Below are 15547 nucleotides of genomic sequence, written 5' to 3' on the forward strand. Positions count from 1 at the left end.
GGCTCGCCATGCTGCGTTGCCAGTGGCGGCGCTCAGGCTGCCTTCGACAGGCATTCCTTCATGTAGGCCTTGTATTCGTCGCCCTTCTTGCCCTTGCCGGACTTGCTGCAGGCCGCCATCTTCTCCTGCTGGGTCTTGGGCGCGCCCGACTTCGACAGGCATTCCTTCATGAACGCCTTGCGTTCGTCGCCTTTCTTGCCGGAGGCTTGCGCGTTGCAGGCCTTCATCTTGTCTTGCTGGGTGTTGGCCGCGGCTTTGTCAGAGGATTTGTCGGCCGGGGTGGCAGGCGTGGCCGGCACGGCAGGCGTTGCCGGCGCCGTGGCCGAAGGCTTGGCCGGGGTGGCGGGCGTGGCCGGCGTGGCGGTCTGCGCAAAGGCGCTGGCGGCGAACAACGGGGTCACCAGCGCGCACACTGCAATCAGTTTCTTCATGCTTGCTCTCCTCGGGGTGGAAATCGTTATCGCCGCGCGCCGGGGTCGGCGTTGCAGCTTCCGTAACGGGCGTGATGCCCATTACAGCACAAAACGGAGCATGCCTGAGAAGCGTTGACGGCGTGTTGCAACGCCGTTGTAAGCAATTGAAAACCGCGGCGAACGGGCCGTTACAGCAGCCGGCCCTGGCCGCGCGAGACCGCGTCGGCCTGCATCGCGGCGCGCTGGCGGTCCATGAAGTCGCGCAGCGTGTCGATGCCGCGCAGCCGCAGGATGGTGTTGCGCACGGCGGCCTCGACCAGCACGGCCAAGTTGCGGCCGGCCGCCACCTGGATCTTGACCATATGGATGGGGAGCCCCAGCACGTCGAGGTATTGCGAGTCCAGCGGCAGCCGCTCGAACTCGCCGTCGTTGCGCCGCACCAGCTGCACCACCAGCTTGATCTTCATCTTCCGCCGCACCGCGGTCTCGCCGAAGATGGTCTTGATATCGAGCAGCCCCAGGCCGCGCACTTCCAGCAGGTTCTGCAGCAGCGGCGGGCAGCGGCCTTCGATGAAATCCGGCCCCAGCCGCACGAAATCGACGGCGTCGTCAGCCACCAGCCCGTGGCCGCGCGAGATCAGTTCCAGGCCCAGTTCGCTCTTGCCCAGGCCGGACTCGCCCATGATCAGCACGCCCATGCCGAGGATGTCGAGAAACACGCCGTGCATGGTCACGCGCGGCGCCGAGATGCGCGACAGGTACAGGCGCAGGTGGTCGATCACCGCGGCGGAAGATACCGGCGTGGTGAACAGCGGCGTCGACGAGCGCGTGCAGCGCAGTTCCAGGTCGGGCGGCGGCTCCATGCCGTCGGCGATCACCAGGAACGGCGGCTCGAGCAGGATCAGCTCGCCCATCTGGCGCTTGCGGGTCTCGTCGTCCAGCCGCTGGTAGTACGTGATTTCGGGTTTGCCGAGCACCTGGATCCGGTTCGGGTGGATCAGGTTGAGGTGGCCCACCAGGTCTGCGGCGGAGGTCGCCTCGCGGGCGAATTCGACGTCAAAGGCGCGGTCCGCGCCCTCCAGGCCGGCGACCCAAGAGAGTTTGAGGTCGGCTGCGTTGTCGTCGAAGATGGACTGGGAGGTGACGCCGGTGAGTTCCATGCGGGTTGACTGGTAAGGCGGACTGCGAAGCGCGTGGCGCCTGCCCGGTCTGGTGCCGGCCGCTTCGGGGGAATCAGTGGATCAGGGATGCCATGCGATCAGCAGCTGGTGCACGGCATCGGGCGTGGGCAGGGTCGCCAGGCCCTCGCGCATGTCGCGGTCCGACAGCAATTGCGCGATCTCGGACAAAATTTCCAGGTGCTGCTGCGTGGCCTGTTCCGGCACCAGCAGGAAGATCAGCAGCGACACCGGCTTGCCGTCCGGCGATTCGAACGGGATCGGCTCGGCCAGGCGCATGAAGGCGGCCAGCGGCTGCTTGAGTCCCTTGATGCGCCCGTGCGGAATCGCCACGCCGGCGCCCAGTCCGGTCGAGCCCAGCGATTCGCGTGCGAACAGGTTGTCGGTTACGATCGCGCGCGCCACGCCGTGATTGTTCTCGAAGAGGAGCCCGGCCTGCTCGAATACACGCTTCTTGCTGGTGACGCTGACGTCGAGGGTGATGTTGCCGGGTGGCAGCAATTTGGCCAAACGATTCATGGGCGATGCGCAGGATTTCAGTTAGCGGGCGGACCGTTCCGCCGGGCAACGGCTGGCTCCCTGACCGCACTGCCGGCGCGGCAGGGAAACATCCGGCCCATTATAGAGCAGCGGCTACCCTCGCATTGTGCGGTGCAGCGCGGGCAGGCGCGGCCACGATTTCTCTCTCTTTGTATGGCGCAGCATACACCTTGGCACTGCGCTTGCGAACACCCTCGTCTTTGCATGCGCGACAGCTTTGCCCCGCTGTCACGGCCACACCGGCGGCAGGGCGCAAAAAAGCCGCGCCCGGTTGGCGCGGCTTGCCTGTGGAATCCTGGTTCAGCAGCCCTCTGCGGGGCTGCCGGGCATGGTTACTGCTGCATTTGCGCTGCGGCCATCTGGTACTTGACCGCTTCGCGGTCGTGGCCTTGCACGCGATCCTTGTAGCGAATCACCTGACGGTCCAGCTTGTCGACGAGTGCGTCGATGGCCGCATACAGGTCTTCATGATGCGCTTCGACAAAGATGTCCTTGCCCTTGAGATGCAGATTGATTTCCGCGTACTGACGCCGGTCCTTTTCCTTGTGATTGTCGACAGAGAGCAGCACGCTAACGCCAATGACTTGATCGAAATGCCTGACGATTCGCTCCAGCTTCGTTTCCACGTACTCACGCAGAGGGGGCGTGATGTCCAGGTGGTGTCCACTGATCTTGAAGTTCATAGCGCTTCTCCTTCTGAAAGAGCCTCACCAGGCAGGCGGTGGGCTCGGCTACAAAGACTTGCGGAGATTCACTGCGGGGATTTTCAGGGCTTCGCGATATTTGGCAACGGTGCGGCGTGCGACAACGAAGCCTTGCTCACCCAGCAGTTCGGCGATGCGACTGTCGGAAAGGGGATTCCTCGGGTCTTCGGCTCCTATCAGTTGCTTGATCAAGGCGCGGATGGCCGTTGATGAAGCCGCGCCACCGGTTTCGGTGGACACGTGGCTGCCGAAGAAGTACTTCAGTTCGAAAGTACCCATCGGCGTGGCCATGTATTTATTGGTCGTCACCCGGGAGATGGTTGACTCGTGTAAACCCAGTGTATCGGCAATCTCCCGCAAAACCAAGGGGCGCATGGCGATTTCACCGTGGGTGAAAAAGTTCTTTTGACGCTCGACAATGGCCTGCGAAACACGCAGGATGGTGTCGAACCTTTGCTGGATGTTCTTGATCAGCCAGCGCGCCTCCTGCAGCTTCTGCTGCAGCCCCGCGGTGCCGGTTTCGCCCTTCGCGCCGCGCAGGATCTGCGCGTACATATCGTTGATGCGCAGCCTCGGCATCACATCCGGATTGAGCTGCGCGAGCCAGCCGCCGCTGCCCTTGCGCACGAATACATCGGGCACGACGAAATCGGCCTCGGGGCGGCTGTACGCGTGCCCCGGATAGGGCGCAAGCGAGCGGATCAGGTCATGCGCGGCCTTCAGCGCGACTTCATCAACCTGCAGTGCCTTCTTCAGCCGCGTGTAGTCGCGTACCGCGAGCAATTCCAGGTGGTGGGTGACGATGGTCAGCGCCAGTTCGCGCTGCGGGTGCGTCAGGCGGCGCAATTGCAGCGCCAGGCATTCGGCGGCATTGCGCGCGCCCACGCCGGGCGGGTCGAAGCTCTGCAGCAGCGTCAGGATGGCGTGGACTTCGTCGGGGTCGAACTCGAGTTCTTCGGGCAGTTCGGTGCAGATCTCTTCGAGCGAGGCGCTCAGGTAGCCATCGTCGTCGAGGGACTCGATCAGGAAGATGGCGAGGCCCTTGTCGCGCGCCGAGATCTTCAGCGGCGTCAGCTGCTCCATCAGGTATTCGCGCAGCGTGGGCTCGGCATCGCGCAGCTGCATCGGCGTCTTTTCGTCCTCGTCGCCTTGCGGGCGGCGGGCGAAGTCGTCCAGGCTCCAGTCGCCGTTGCTGTAGTCGTCGCCGCTGCTGTTGTCGTAGCCGTCATCGGCACCGTCGGTGCGGGCGTCGCCGTTGCCCTGGGGCTCGGCGGGGGCGGGGGCGGGAGCGCTCTGGACGTTGACCGAGCCGTCGGCCGCGACCCGCAGCGGGCTTTCGATCCAGTCGTTCTCCCGCTCGAGCAGCGGGTTTTCCGTCAGCGCCTGTTCGACTTCCTGCTGCAGTTCCAGCGTGGAAAGCTGCAGCAGCCGGATCGACTGTTGCAGCTGCGGGGTCAGTGCCAGGTGCTGGGAGAGGCGGAGCTGTAGCGACGGTTTCATGCGACCTATTTTATGCGCATCTTCCCGATGTTGGAACGGAAATTGCTATCGCTGATGCGCCGTGATCGCCGCTGGCTGTCCTGGCCGCGCAGCCGGGGCTGCCCGCGCGGGGCAGCCGGCTTGTCACATGCGGAAGTTCTCGCCCAGGTAGACGCGCCGCACGGCGTCATTGGCAATGATGTCTTCCGGCTGGCCCGAGGCCAGCACCGTGCCTTCGCTGATGATGTAGGCGTGGTCGCAGATGCCGAGCGTCTCGCGCACGTTGTGGTCGGTGATCAGCACGCCGATATTGCGCGCCTTGAGGAAGCTGACGATGCGCTGGATCTCGCCCACGGCGATCGGGTCCACGCCGGCGAACGGTTCGTCCAGCAGGATGAAGCGCGGCGACGACGCCAGCGCGCGCGCGATTTCCACGCGGCGGCGTTCGCCGCCGGACAGCGACAGCGCCGGGTTGTTGCGCAGGTGCGCGATCTGCAGGTCGTCGAGCAGGGAGTCGAGGCGGCGCTCGATCTCGGCCTTGGCCAGCGGCTTGCCGTTGTTCAGCTGCAGCTCCAGCACCGCGCGGATGTTTTCCTCGACGTTGAGCTTGCGGAACACCGACGCTTCCTGCGGCAGGTACGACAGGCCCATGCGCGCGCGCTCGTGGATCGGCAGGCCGCTGATGTGGTCGCCGTCGAGCACGATGTCGCCTTCGTCCAGCGCCACCAGGCCGACGATCATGTAGAACGACGTGGTCTTGCCCGCGCCGTTGGGGCCGAGCAGCCCGACCACCTCGCCGCTCTTCACGTCGAGCGAGACGTCCTTGACCACCGTGCGCGAGCCATAGCGCTTCTTCAGGTGGCGCACGACCAGCGTGCTGCCGCCGGGCAGGACGGCGTTGGCTTCGACGGAAGGCTTGTCGGCAATGGTGGCGGTATCGGTCATGGGTACGGTCAGGGTTTGTTGGCGGGCGCGGGGGCGGGCTTCAGGTCCAGCGGCGAGCCGCCGCCCGTGCTGCCGGACTTCTGGTCCTGGCGCGGCGACAGCACCGCGCGCACCCGGCCGGACGGGTTGGCGGCCGCGGCGTCGCCGCTGCCGCCGCCGGCAGCGGTGTACAGCTCCTTGCGGCTGTCGTAGGTCAGCACCGCGCCGCGGATCTCGTCGACCACCTTGGCGCCCTGCAGCCGCGCCATGCGCGCATTGCCGATCAGCTTGGAGAATTCCTGCTTGCCGTCGTATTCGATGCGGTCGCCCCAGCCGTCGATGTATTCGTCGACGCCTTCGCGCTTCTGGCGGATATAGGCCTGCTTGCCCGGCTTCGAGGTGGCGACGGCGAACTGGTAGCCCTCGGGGTCGGTGCGCAGCTCGGCGGCGTCGGACTTCAGGATCATGGTGCCCTTGGTCAGCACCACGTTGCCGGTCAGCGTATAGATCTGCTTGACGTCGTCATAGCTGGCGTTGTCCGCCTCGAGCACCATCGGCTTGTCGCGGTCCGCGCGCTCGGCAAGGGCGGGCTGGGCCAGCAGGCCGAAGGCCAGGGCCAGCGCGAGCAGGGCCGGGGCGGTGCGTCGACGGGACGATGTCGTCAGGGAAGCGGTCATGTTGGCAGGGTTGCTTGAGGGCGTCTGGATGCGTGATGGTGCGGTTTGCGCGGCAATCGGTGCGCGCGGCGCACGGTGCGGGCCGTGCCGGCCGGCGCCGCGTGCGCCGATTGCCGGAGCGGGGCTCAGGACCCCGGCGCGCGGCCCGGCGACGGCCCGGTGATGATGGTGCCGCGTACATTGCCGAGCAATTGTACTTCGCGGGTGACGTTGTTGAAGATCAGGCCGTTGGCGGTCATCACCGACGGGCCGCGCGTCAGCCTGACCGGCTTGTCGGTCTTGACGATGTCGTCATTGACCAGCAGCTGGAAATAGCTCGACGCCGCGGTCAGCTGCGGGTCCTTGGACGGGTCCGCGCCCTGCTGGCGCAGCACGTAGCCGTTGCCGTACAGGTCGATCACCGTGCCTTCGGCGTTCATGCGGCCGAGGTCGGCGCGCGCGGTCACCGGCGGGCGGTCCGGCTCGTAGGCGCGCATCGCGGGACGCGTGACCTCGTAGGTCTGGTCGTCCTCGAAATGGACCATGCGCTCGCCGGTGAAGCGGATCTTGGTGCTGCCGTCGGGCGCCAGCTCAGTGGCCGAGAAGCGGTCCATGAAGTAGTCAGGCTCGTGCTTCTTGGTGGTCTGCGCGGCCTGGTCTTCCTTGGGCGAGTTGATCTGGACCAGCCAGAACGTGCTGCCCGCCACGATGGCCATCAGCAGCAGCGGCATCAGCCGCATGACGATGCCGCTGAGGGAGGCGAGAAGTGCCTGCATGGTGTCCTTGGCGTTGTGCTGCTTGTGCCGTCGGTGGCGCGCGCGCTCAGATGACCTTGGCGCGGGTCAGGTCGTGGATATGCAGCGCGCCGGTCAGGCGCCCTTCGTCGTCCACCACCAGCAGCTGGTTGATGCGGTTGGCTTCCATCACCTGCACGGCTTCCACGGCCAGCCGGTCCTGGTTGACCACGTGCGGGTTGCGGTGCATGACCTCGCCGATCGGCACGGTCTTCCAGTCGCGCGGGGTTTCGAGCAAACGGCGCAGGTCGCCGTCGGTGAACACGCCGATGGCGCGCCCGTCGGTATCGACCACCGCGGTCATGGCCATGCCCTTGCGCGTGATTTCCATCAGAGCCTGGGCCAGCGGCGTGCTTTCGCGCACCTCGGGCACCGCGTTGCCGGTGCGCATCACGTCGCGCACGTGGGTCAGCAGCTTGCGCCCGAGCGCGCCGCCGGGGTGCGAGCGGGCGAAGTCTTCCTCGCCGAAGCCGCGCGCATCGAGCACCGCCACCGCGAGCGCGTCGCCCAGCGCCAGCGCGGCGGTGGTGCTGGCGGTCGGCGCCAGGTTCAGCGGGCAGGCTTCTTTCTCGACCGCCGCGTCCAGGTGGACGTCGGCCAGTTTGGCAAGGTTGGACTCCGGATTGCCGGTGACCGAGATCAGGCGCGCGCCGATGCGCTTGACGATCGGGATGATCGCCAGCAGCTCGCCGGTCTCGCCGGAATTGGAGAAGGCGATCAGCACGTCGTCGCGCGTGACCATGCCGAGGTCGCCGTGGCTGGCTTCGGCCGGGTGCACGAAGAACGCGGGGGTGCCGGTCGAGGCCAGCGTGGCCGCGACCTTGCGCCCGATATGGCCGGACTTGCCGATGCCGGAAACGACCACGCGCCCGGTGCATTGCAGGATCAGCTGCACGGCATGGGCAAAGTCGCCGTTCAGGCGGCCGGAAAGTGCGGAAACCGCATCGGCTTCGATCTGGAGCGTGTCGCGGGCGAGCCTGAGTGCTCGATCCGCATCGAAATTAGCTATCATGGCGACGAAGTATACCAACGAATGCGATGGCCCCTGGGACGACCCACGGCGCGCGTCGTGCTCGTCCTTGCCCGCCGTATGTCCGCCGGCAGGGTGCCCGTGCCGGGTCGGCCGCGCGCCTTGCCGGTCACCCCTGACCGCCTGATGCATTCTCCGCTGGAACTGACCCTGGTGCTGCTGGCCGCCGCCGTGTTCGGCGTGGTCGCGTTCCGCATGCTGCAATTGCCGCCGATGCTGGGCTACCTGGCGGTGGGCATCCTGATCGGCCCGCATGCGCTGGGGCTGGCCAGCGATACCGCGCAGACCAAGTACCTGGCCGAATTCGGCGTGGTCTTCCTGATGTTCTCGATCGGGCTGGAGTTCAGCCTGGCCAAGCTGCGCGCGATGAAGCGGCTGGTGTTCGGCCTGGGCGGCTCGCAGGTGGTGCTGTCGATGCTGGCGGTGGTGCCCGCCAGCTGGGCCTTCAACTGGCTGTTCCCGTTGTCGTGGCAGGCCTCGGTGGCGCTGGGCGGGGCCCTGGCGATGTCTTCCACGGCGATCGTGTCCAAGATGCTGTCCGAGCGCATGGAGCTGGAGAGCGAGCACGGGCGCAACATCATCAGCATCCTGCTGTTCCAGGACCTGGCGGTGGTGCCGCTGCTGATCGTGATTCCGGCGCTGTCGCGCGACCCCGGCGACCTGATGATGGCGCTCGGCCTGGCAGTGCTCAAGATCGTGGTCGCGCTGGGCGCCATCTTCTTCCTGGGCCAGCGCCTGATGAGCCGCTGGTTCCATGTGGTGGCGGCGCGCCGCTCGCAGGAACTGTTCATGCTGAACCTGCTGCTGGTCACGCTGGGCATGGCGGCGCTGACCGAGCGGCTGGGCCTGTCGATGGCGCTGGGCGCCTTCATGGCGGGCATGCTGATCTCCGAGACGCCGTACCGCCACCAGGTGGAGGAAGACATCAAGCCGTTCCGCGACGTGCTGCTGGGGCTGTTCTTCGTCACCATCGGCATGCTGCTCAATATCCGCGTGGTGCTGGACCATGCCTGGCTGGTGCTGGCGCTGCTGGTGGTGCCGGTGCTGTTCAAGCTGGTGCTGATCGCGGCGCTGGCGCGCGTGTTCGGCTCGCGCCAGGGCGTGGCCATCCGCACCGGGCTGGGACTGGCGCAGGCGGGCGAGTTCGGCTTCGTGCTGCTGAACCAGATCGACGGCCTGAACCTGGTCGACCCGGTGCTGATCCAGGTGATCCTGGCGTCGATGCTGCTGTCGATGCTGGCGGCGCCCTTCCTGATCCAGTACAGCGACGCCATCGTGCTGCGCTTCGCCGCCAACGAATGGCTGATGCAGTCGCTGAACATGACCCGCATCGCCGCGCAGAGCCTGCAGACCGAGAAGCACGCCATCATCTGCGGCTTCGGCCGCAGCGGGCAGAACCTGGCGCACATGCTGGAGCGCGAGGGCATCAACTACGTCGCGCTGGACCTGGACCCCGACCGCGTGCGCGAGGCCGCCGCCGCCGGCGATACCGTGGTCTACGGCGACGCCGGCCGGCGCGAGGCGCTGATCGCCGCCGGCATCCACCGCGCCGCCGCGCTGATCGTCACCTATGCCAACACGCCATCGGCGCTCAAGGTGCTGCACCACGTGCAGGAACTCGCGCCGGCGCTGCCGGTGATCGTGCGCACGGTCGACGATTCCGAGCTGGACACGCTGCAGAAGGCTGGCGCCACCGAGGTGGTGCCGGAGATCATCGAGGGCAGCCTGATGCTGGCCTCGCACGCGCTGGTGCTGCTGGGCGTGCCGATGCGCCGCGTGGTGCGCGGCGTGCAGCAGGCGCGCGACGCGCGCTACAGCCTGCTGCGCGGCTATTTCCATGGCCGCGACGATGATGAAGACATGATCGAGCGCGACTCGGTGCGGTTGCACTCGGTGTCGCTCGGGCCGCAATCCACCGCGGTGGGCAGGCGCCTGGGCGTGCTCGGGCTGGAGCGCATCGGGGTCGAGGTAACGGCGGTGCGCCGGCGCGGCATCCGCGCCTTCGACCCGCAGCCCGAGACCGTGCTGGAGCCGGGCGATATCGTCGTGCTGCGCGGCCCGCCCGAGGCGCTGGAAGCCGCCGAGATGCGCATCCTGAACGGCTGAGCGCCGGCGGCGGCGCGCCGGGCTTCAGTGCCGCCGCGGCTCGACCCAGGATTCCGGCAGGTTGTCGAGCACCGCGCGCGGGTCCAGCGAGCGGATCGGCACGTCGCGGTCGGCCGGAATGCGGCCCTCGCCCTGCAGCATCAGGTAGCGCAGGCAGCACACCCGCAGGAAGGACGAGAAATTGCCCGCCACCGCCTCGCTGCCGCGGTGTTCGCTCAGCTCGTCGTGCAGGCGCGTGATCAGCTGGTTGACGGTCATGCCGTCGCGCTGCGCCAGTTCTTCCAGCACTTCCTAGAACAGGCTTTCCAGCCGGATGCTGGTGGCGGCGCCGTGCAGGCGCAGCGAGCGCGACTGGCTCTGGTAAGACGCCGGGTTGGCGCGGATAAAGATTTCACACATGAAGGGCTCCCTGGCGGGCGGCGCGGCCGGCAGGCCTGTGCATGGGCCGGCCGGGTCGGCCAGCCATGCATCACGCGTGGGGGCGCCGCGTGCGGAAAGCACTAATGTACGATCCGCGTGCCCAGCACGGCAAGGAACTGCGCCAGCCAGGCCGGATGCGCCGGCCACGCCGGGGCGGTCACGAGGTTGCCGTCGGTGTGGGCCTGGTCGACCGGAATCTCGGCATAGGTGCCGCCGGCCAGCTTCACTTCCGGCGCGCAGGCCGGGTAGGCCGAGCAGGTCTTGCCTTCCAGCACGCCCGCGGCGGCCAGCAGCTGGGCGCCGTGGCACACCGCGGCAATCGGCTTGCCGGCCTGGGCGAAGTGCCGCACGACCTCCAGCACGCGCGCGTTCAGGCGCAGGTATTCGGGGGCGCGGCCGCCGGGGATGACCAGCGCGTCGTAGCCGGCCGGGTCGATCTCGGCAAAGGTGGCGTTGAGGGTGAAGTTGTGGCCGCGCTTTTCGCTGTAGGTCTGGTCGCCCTCGAAATCATGGATCGCGGTGGCGCACGCGTCGCCCGCCCGCTTGTCGGGGCACGCGGCGTGGACGGTGTGGCCCACCATCTGCAGCGCCTGGAACGGCACCATGGTTTCGTAGTCCTCGGCGTAGTCGCCCACCAGCATCAGAATCTTTTTCGCCATCGTGGTCTCCTGTATGGTTACGGGTGTTCCGGCAGGGCCATTGTGCTGGTCGCCCCGGCGGCGCGGGTGGTAACTGGTTACCGCGCCATCCGCATGCCGCTGCCACCGCTTTCTTACCGGCGCCGCGCGCCCATCTCCCCGATCCCTATGGCTGATTCCCTGATCCAGTCCCCCGAGCTCGGCGACGTCACCGGCTACCTGCGCGAGCGCATCCGGACCGTGCCGGACTGGCCCCAGCCGGGCGTGATGTTCCGCGACATCACGCCGCTGCTGCAGAACCCCAAGACCCTGCGCGTGCTGATCGATGTCTTCGTGCACCGGTATATGGACGCGCAGCTGGACCTGGTCGCCGGCATCGATGCGCGCGGCTTTATCCTGGGCGCGATCGTTGCGTATGAGCTGAACCTGGGCTTCGTGCCGATCCGCAAGAAGGGCAAGCTGCCGTTCCAGACCGTGGCCGAGGAATACGAACTGGAATACGGCAGCGCCACTGTCGAGATCCACGCCGACGCCTGCCAGGCCGGCGACCGCGTGCTGCTGGTCGACGACCTGATCGCCACCGGCGGCACCATGATGGCCGGACGCAAGCTGCTGGAGCGCCTGGGCGCGACGGTGGTGGAGGGCGCCGCCATCGTCGACCTGCCTGAGCTGGGCGGATCGAAGCTGCTGCACGACGCCGGGCTGCCGCTGTTCACCGTGTGCAAGTTCGAGGGGCACTGAGCCATGCCCGCCCGCAAACAGATCCACGCCAGGAGCGCCCATGCCTGACCTGCTGCTGTTCCTGCTGGCCTCCGTCGCCGTGACCGTGGCCCCGGGGCCTGACAACCTGCAGGTGCTGGCGCGCGGCATGGCGCAGGGGCGCCGCGCGGGGCTGGTGGCGGCGCTGGGCTTTTCGGTCGGCTGCCTGTTCCATACCGTGATTGCCGCGGTCGGGCTGGCCGCGGTGCTGCGCTCGTCGCCGCTGGCGTTCCAGCCGATCAAGTACGCCGGCGCCGCCTACCTGATCTGGATCGGCATCCAGGCGCTGCGCGCCAGGGGCGGGCTGGCGCAGGGCGGCGCGGTCGACGCGGTGCCGCTCGCGCGGGTATTCCGCCAGAGCGTGCTGGGCAACATGCTGAACCCCAAGGTGACGCTGTTCTTCCTGGTGTTCCTGCCGCAGTTCGTGCGCGCCGATGCCGCGCATCCGGGGCTGCAGTTCCTGCTGCTGGGCGTGGTCTTCATGCTGCAGACCGCGGTGGTGTTCTCGCTGTTCGGGCTGTGCGCGGGCTGGCTGGGTGCCTGGCTGCGCCGGCGGCCGGCCACCGGGCGCTGGCTGGACCGGGCGGCCGGGGCCATCTTCGTCGGGCTCGGCATCAAGGTCGCGCTGCCCTGATCCGGGCCTTCGCAACGCCGCACCATGCCGTTGCCGGTGCCGGGGGCCAGGCGCATAATGAGCCCTTGACAACGACACGATGACCGGGCGGAGCCTCGATTCAATTTTCGGCACCGGTCACACAAAGGCGCACCATGGGCGTACTCCTTCACCTGTTATCGGGCGTTGCCCTGCTCGTCTGGGGCACCAACATCGTCAAGGTCGGCATCCTGCGCGTCTACGGCGCCAACCTGCGCCATGTGCTGTCGACCAGCGTCTCCAACCGCTTCACCGCCTTCCTCGCCGGCCTGGGCGTCACCGGGCTGGTCCAGAGCAGCAACGCCACCGCGGTCATCGTCAGCTCCTTCGTCGGCCAGGGCCTGATCGCCGTGGCGCCGGCGCTGGCGATCATGCTGGGCGCCAACGTCGGCACCGCGCTGATGGTGCAGGTCTTCTCGCTGGACCTGTCGTGGCTGTCGCCGCTGCTGATCTTCGTCGGCGTGATCTGCCACCTGACCTGGAAGGGCAGCAAGCCTGGCCACGTCGGGCGCGTGCTGATCGGCCTGGGCCTGATCACGCTGGCGCTGGAGCTGATCTCGATCGCGACCCGGCCGGTGGTGCAGGCCGCCGGGGTCAAGGTGCTGTTCGCCTCGCTGACCGGCGATGCGGGGCTGGACATGCTGGTCGGCGCGTTCCTGACCATCCTGTGCTATTCCAGCCTGGCGGTGGTGCTGTTCTGCGGCGCGCTGGCGTCGGCCGGGGTGGTGTCGATCCACGTGGCGCTGGCGCTGGTGCTGGGTGCCAACCTGGGCTCGGGCGTGTCGGCGCTGCTGACCACCTCGGGCAACAACCAGCCGGGCAAGCGCGTGACGCTGGGCAACCTGCTGTCGCGGCTGCTGGGCTGCCTGATCGCGCTGCCGCTGCTGGGCCAGGCCGAGGAACTGCTGGCGCTGGTCGACCATGAGCCGCAACGGCTGATCGTCAACTTCCACCTGCTGTTCAACGTCGCGCTGGCGCTGCTGCTGCTCGGCGCCACCGCGCCGCTGGCGCGCCTGTGCGAGAAGGTGCTGCCCGGGCGCAATACCGGCGACAGCCAGGTCACGCCGCGCCATCTCGATACCGCCGCGCTGTCCACGCCCGCGCTGGCGCTGTCCAACGCCGCGCGCGAAGTGCTGCGCATCGGCGACCGCATCGAGCAGATGCTCGACAACATGCTGCGCGTGCTGCGCACCAACGACGCCAAGCTGGCCACCGCCACCTGCCGCATCGACAACGAGGTCGACGACCTCTACACCGCGATCAAGCTCTACCTGACCCGCATCAGCCTGGAAGCGCTGGACGAGCGCGACGGCCAGCGCTGGACCGAGATCATCTCGCTCACCATCAACCTGGAGCACGCCGGCGATATCATCGAGCGCATCCTGCTCGACACCAAGGACAAGAAGATCGCCCACAACCTGATGTTCTCCGAGGCGGGCATGCAGGAGATCGCCGAAATGCATGCGCGCCTGGTGGCCAACCTGCGGCTGGGCTTGTCGGTGTTTCTCAATGGCGATCTCAAGAGCGCTCAGGCGCTGATGGCGGAGAAGGCCAACTTCCGCGAACTCGAGCGCAAGTACGCGCGCACCCATCTGCAGCGCGTGGCGGTGCAGACCGCGGAAAGCATCGAGACCAGCTCGCTGCACCTGGACGTGATCAGCGAGCTGAAGCGGCTGAATTCGCTGTTCTGCGCGACGGCCTATCCGGTGCTGGAGCAGGCGGGGGTGCTGAATCGCAGCCGGATGAAGGAAGACGAGGTGCCGGCGGTGTCGGCGACGGTGCAGGCGGCGCAGCACTAAGCTCTGGCCTGCCGATCCCCGCTTGTTTGCTCCCCTCTCCCGCCTGCGGTAGTGGGGCCGGGGGTGAGGGCAGGAGGGTCAAGGGCTGACGCTAGTGGGTTAAAACCGTTGGCCCTGCTTGATGTGGTTCCTTGCTAGCCCACCCCTCACCCCGGCCCTCTCCCCATGAGGGAAGAGGGAGAACACCTTGCTTGGGCGAGTTCGGGCGGCTTTGGGGCACCCGACACCGCGCTCCTCTTTTGTGTTTGTGGGGGGCGCGTTCAAAGCTTGTACCCGAACTTCCGCAGCAACGCCTTTCGTTCCGCCACATCGGCTTCCGTCTCGATCCCCAGCGGCGAAGCGCCGTCGATCACCCCCACCACGCCGCGCCCGGCATCGGTCTGCGCGATGATCACCTGCGTCGGGTTCGCCGTCGCGCAGTAGATCCGGCACACTTCCGGCACCGCGCGCACCGCGCCCAGCACGTTCACCGGAAAGAAGCCGTCGCCCAGGAAGATCAGGAAGCTGTGGCCCGCGCCGATGGCGCGCGCGTTCTCGCAGGCCATGTCGATCAGGTGCTCGTCGGTGCCCGACCATCGCACCAGCCGCTTGCCCGAGGCCTCGCAGAACGCCAGCCCGAAGCGGATGCCGGGCACCGTGCCGACCAGCGCCTCGTGCAGGTCTTCCACGGTCTTGATGAAGTGCGACTGGCCGAAGATAAAGTTGGTGGCTTCCGGCTTGGTGACCGGTACGACCGTCAGTTCCATGGCGTGGCTCCTGTGCGATGGGGTATCGCTGTCCGCTTCATGGTAGGGCGCGAGGTAGCGAAAGCAAGCCGGCGCCTGCTATACCGGAGGGGTTGGCCCACCACCGGAGCCGCCCATGGCCGCCTTTTGCAGATGGCTGTCTGTGCTTGCCATCGTCCCCCTGCTTGCCGCCGCACAGGTCGCTGCGGCATCACAACGCGAGATCGCGGTCAGCGAGCTGCGGCATCCGAACGTCGTGGTGGTATTGCGCCATGCCAGCGCACCCGGCGTGGGCGACCCGCCCGGGTTCCGGCTGGCCGATTGCGCCACCCAGCGCAACCTCGACGCGCGCGGACGCGAGCAGGCGGCGCGCCTGGGCGCGAGCTGGAAGGCAGCCGGCTTCCGGCCGACGCAGGTGTGGAGCAGCGCCTGGTGCCGCTGCCAGGACACGGCGCGGCTGATGGGCGTGGGGCCGGTACAGGTGCAGCCGCTGCTCAATTCGTTCTTCGGCGCCGACGCACAGCGCCGCGACGCGCAGGTCGCGCAGCTGTCGCGGCTGATCGACGGGCTCGACCCGCGCGGCGGTCCTTACCTGATGGTCACGCACCAGGTGGTGATCACCGCGCTGACCGGCCATGGCGCCGACAGCGGCGGCGGCGTGGCAATCGAGTTGCCGCAGGGTGGCACGGCGCGGCGCACGCGCGTGCTGCCGGCTGCGGGGCTGGACTGA

General features: G+C 67.6%; 16 protein-coding genes and 1 pseudogene. 5 read left to right on the forward strand and 12 right to left on the reverse strand.

Annotation, left to right across the window (positions count from 1 at the left end; genetic code table 11):
- Nucleotides 1–32: 32 nt before the first annotated feature.
- From CBM2594_RS02975 to CBM2594_RS03015, 9 genes are all read right to left on the reverse strand, one after another.
- A complete protein-coding gene (locus CBM2594_RS02975) occupies nt 33–431 on the reverse strand; it encodes a PsiF family protein (protein WP_116355534.1) in 399 nt (132 codons plus the stop codon).
- 170 nt (nt 432–601) lie between these two features.
- Entirely contained in the window at nt 602–1573 is a 972-nt protein-coding gene (gene hprK, locus CBM2594_RS02980) for an HPr(Ser) kinase/phosphatase (protein ID WP_012351664.1), read from the reverse strand.
- Between the two features lie 81 nt (nt 1574–1654).
- Nucleotides 1655–2110, reverse strand: a complete 456-nt coding sequence (gene ptsN / locus CBM2594_RS02985) for a PTS IIA-like nitrogen regulatory protein PtsN (protein WP_010814385.1) — start codon at nt 2108–2110, stop codon at nt 1655–1657.
- A 353-nt stretch (nt 2111–2463) separates the two neighbouring features.
- The gene (hpf, locus tag CBM2594_RS02990) at nt 2464–2814 is read right to left on the reverse strand and encodes a ribosome hibernation-promoting factor, HPF/YfiA family (protein WP_010814386.1); all 351 of its coding nucleotides are present in this window, start codon (nt 2812–2814) and stop codon (nt 2464–2466) included.
- A 48-nt stretch (nt 2815–2862) separates the two neighbouring features.
- The gene (locus tag CBM2594_RS02995) at nt 2863–4335 is read right to left on the reverse strand and encodes an RNA polymerase factor sigma-54 (RefSeq protein ID WP_116355535.1); all 1473 of its coding nucleotides are present in this window, start codon (nt 4333–4335) and stop codon (nt 2863–2865) included.
- A gap of 123 nt (nt 4336–4458) precedes the next feature.
- Nucleotides 4459–5259 (reverse strand): LPS export ABC transporter ATP-binding protein, encoded by an 801-nt coding sequence (lptB, locus tag CBM2594_RS03000; protein WP_116355536.1) that lies wholly within the window; start codon nt 5257–5259, stop codon nt 4459–4461.
- A gap of 8 nt (nt 5260–5267) precedes the next feature.
- A complete protein-coding gene (lptA, locus tag CBM2594_RS03005; RefSeq protein WP_116355537.1) occupies nt 5268–5915 on the reverse strand; it encodes a lipopolysaccharide transport periplasmic protein LptA in 648 nt (215 codons plus the stop codon).
- 125 nt (nt 5916–6040) lie between these two features.
- The gene (lptC, locus tag CBM2594_RS03010; protein ID WP_116355538.1) at nt 6041–6670 is read right to left on the reverse strand and encodes an LPS export ABC transporter periplasmic protein LptC; all 630 of its coding nucleotides are present in this window, start codon (nt 6668–6670) and stop codon (nt 6041–6043) included.
- A gap of 46 nt (nt 6671–6716) precedes the next feature.
- On the reverse strand, nt 6717–7700 hold the full coding sequence (locus CBM2594_RS03015; RefSeq protein WP_116357666.1) for a KpsF/GutQ family sugar-phosphate isomerase: 984 nt from the start codon (nt 7698–7700) through the stop codon (nt 6717–6719).
- Nucleotides 7701–7844: 144 nt separating this feature from the next.
- Here CBM2594_RS03015 and CBM2594_RS03020 point away from each other — a divergent pair, with 144 nt between their 5' ends.
- Nucleotides 7845–9824: a monovalent cation:proton antiporter-2 (CPA2) family protein gene (locus CBM2594_RS03020; RefSeq protein ID WP_116355539.1), complete on the forward strand. Its 1980-nt coding sequence runs from the start codon at nt 7845–7847 to the stop codon at nt 9822–9824.
- A 24-nt stretch (nt 9825–9848) separates the two neighbouring features.
- On the opposite strand, the pseudogene CBM2594_RS03025 reads toward CBM2594_RS03020, so the two are convergent.
- Together CBM2594_RS03025 and CBM2594_RS03030 are read right to left on the reverse strand one after the other, a co-directional pair.
- A pseudogene (locus CBM2594_RS03025) lies at nt 9849–10223 on the reverse strand (ribbon-helix-helix domain-containing protein).
- Nucleotides 10224–10324: 101 nt separating this feature from the next.
- Complete coding sequence (locus CBM2594_RS03030; RefSeq protein ID WP_116355540.1) at nt 10325–10903, reverse strand: DJ-1/PfpI family protein; 579 nt, start codon at nt 10901–10903, stop codon at nt 10325–10327.
- A 147-nt stretch (nt 10904–11050) separates the two neighbouring features.
- Between CBM2594_RS03030 and CBM2594_RS03035 the strand changes: the two genes are divergently transcribed.
- The 3 genes from CBM2594_RS03035 to CBM2594_RS03045 all read left to right on the forward strand — a co-directional run bounded on the left by CBM2594_RS03035 (nt 11051) and on the right by CBM2594_RS03045 (nt 14092).
- Nucleotides 11051–11623 (forward strand): adenine phosphoribosyltransferase, encoded by a 573-nt coding sequence (locus tag CBM2594_RS03035; RefSeq protein ID WP_116355541.1) that lies wholly within the window; start codon nt 11051–11053, stop codon nt 11621–11623.
- Nucleotides 11624–11663: 40 nt separating this feature from the next.
- Nucleotides 11664–12275: a LysE family translocator gene (locus tag CBM2594_RS03040; protein WP_116355542.1), complete on the forward strand. Its 612-nt coding sequence runs from the start codon at nt 11664–11666 to the stop codon at nt 12273–12275.
- Between the two features lie 134 nt (nt 12276–12409).
- Nucleotides 12410–14092: a Na/Pi cotransporter family protein gene (locus CBM2594_RS03045; protein ID WP_116355543.1), complete on the forward strand. Its 1683-nt coding sequence runs from the start codon at nt 12410–12412 to the stop codon at nt 14090–14092.
- 260 nt (nt 14093–14352) lie between these two features.
- On the opposite strand, the gene CBM2594_RS03050 is transcribed toward CBM2594_RS03045, so the two are convergent.
- On the reverse strand, nt 14353–14838 hold the full coding sequence (locus CBM2594_RS03050; RefSeq protein ID WP_116355544.1) for an adenosine-specific kinase: 486 nt from the start codon (nt 14836–14838) through the stop codon (nt 14353–14355).
- A 142-nt stretch (nt 14839–14980) separates the two neighbouring features.
- On the opposite strand from CBM2594_RS03050, the gene CBM2594_RS03055 reads away from it, so the two are divergent.
- Entirely contained in the window at nt 14981–15547 is a 567-nt protein-coding gene (locus CBM2594_RS03055) for a histidine phosphatase family protein (protein WP_232346547.1), read from the forward strand.

Origin of the sequence: Cupriavidus taiwanensis, assembly GCF_900249755.1 — a bacterium.
In the GTDB taxonomy this organism is placed as follows: Bacteria; Pseudomonadota; Gammaproteobacteria; order Burkholderiales; family Burkholderiaceae; genus Cupriavidus; species Cupriavidus taiwanensis_D.

Excerpts from the sequence above, each read along its gene's own strand:
- lptB (WP_116355536.1), bottom strand. The coding sequence starts at position 5,259 with ATGACCGATACCGCCACCATTGCCGACAAGCCTTCCGTCGAAGCCAAC.
- hprK (WP_012351664.1), bottom strand. The coding sequence starts at position 1,573 with ATGGAACTCACCGGCGTCACCTCCCAGTCCATCTTCGACGACAACGCA.
- ptsN (WP_010814385.1), bottom strand. The coding sequence starts at position 2,110 with ATGAATCGTTTGGCCAAATTGCTGCCACCCGGCAACATCACCCTCGAC.
- lptC (WP_116355538.1), bottom strand. The coding sequence starts at position 6,670 with ATGCAGGCACTTCTCGCCTCCCTCAGCGGCATCGTCATGCGGCTGATG.
- CBM2594_RS03030 (WP_116355540.1), bottom strand. The coding sequence starts at position 10,903 with ATGGCGAAAAAGATTCTGATGCTGGTGGGCGACTACGCCGAGGACTAC.
- CBM2594_RS03035 (WP_116355541.1), top strand. The coding sequence starts at position 11,051 with ATGGCTGATTCCCTGATCCAGTCCCCCGAGCTCGGCGACGTCACCGGC.
- hpf (WP_010814386.1), bottom strand. The coding sequence starts at position 2,814 with ATGAACTTCAAGATCAGTGGACACCACCTGGACATCACGCCCCCTCTG.
- CBM2594_RS02975 (WP_116355534.1), bottom strand. The coding sequence starts at position 431 with ATGAAGAAACTGATTGCAGTGTGCGCGCTGGTGACCCCGTTGTTCGCC.
- CBM2594_RS03020 (WP_116355539.1), top strand. The coding sequence starts at position 7,845 with ATGCATTCTCCGCTGGAACTGACCCTGGTGCTGCTGGCCGCCGCCGTG.
- CBM2594_RS03015 (WP_116357666.1), bottom strand. The coding sequence starts at position 7,700 with ATGATAGCTAATTTCGATGCGGATCGAGCACTCAGGCTCGCCCGCGAC.
- CBM2594_RS03050 (WP_116355544.1), bottom strand. The coding sequence starts at position 14,838 with ATGGAACTGACGGTCGTACCGGTCACCAAGCCGGAAGCCACCAACTTT.
- lptA (WP_116355537.1), bottom strand. The coding sequence starts at position 5,915 with ATGACCGCTTCCCTGACGACATCGTCCCGTCGACGCACCGCCCCGGCC.
- CBM2594_RS02995 (WP_116355535.1), bottom strand. The coding sequence starts at position 4,335 with ATGAAACCGTCGCTACAGCTCCGCCTCTCCCAGCACCTGGCACTGACC.
- CBM2594_RS03045 (WP_116355543.1), top strand. The coding sequence starts at position 12,410 with ATGGGCGTACTCCTTCACCTGTTATCGGGCGTTGCCCTGCTCGTCTGG.
- CBM2594_RS03040 (WP_116355542.1), top strand. The coding sequence starts at position 11,664 with ATGCCTGACCTGCTGCTGTTCCTGCTGGCCTCCGTCGCCGTGACCGTG.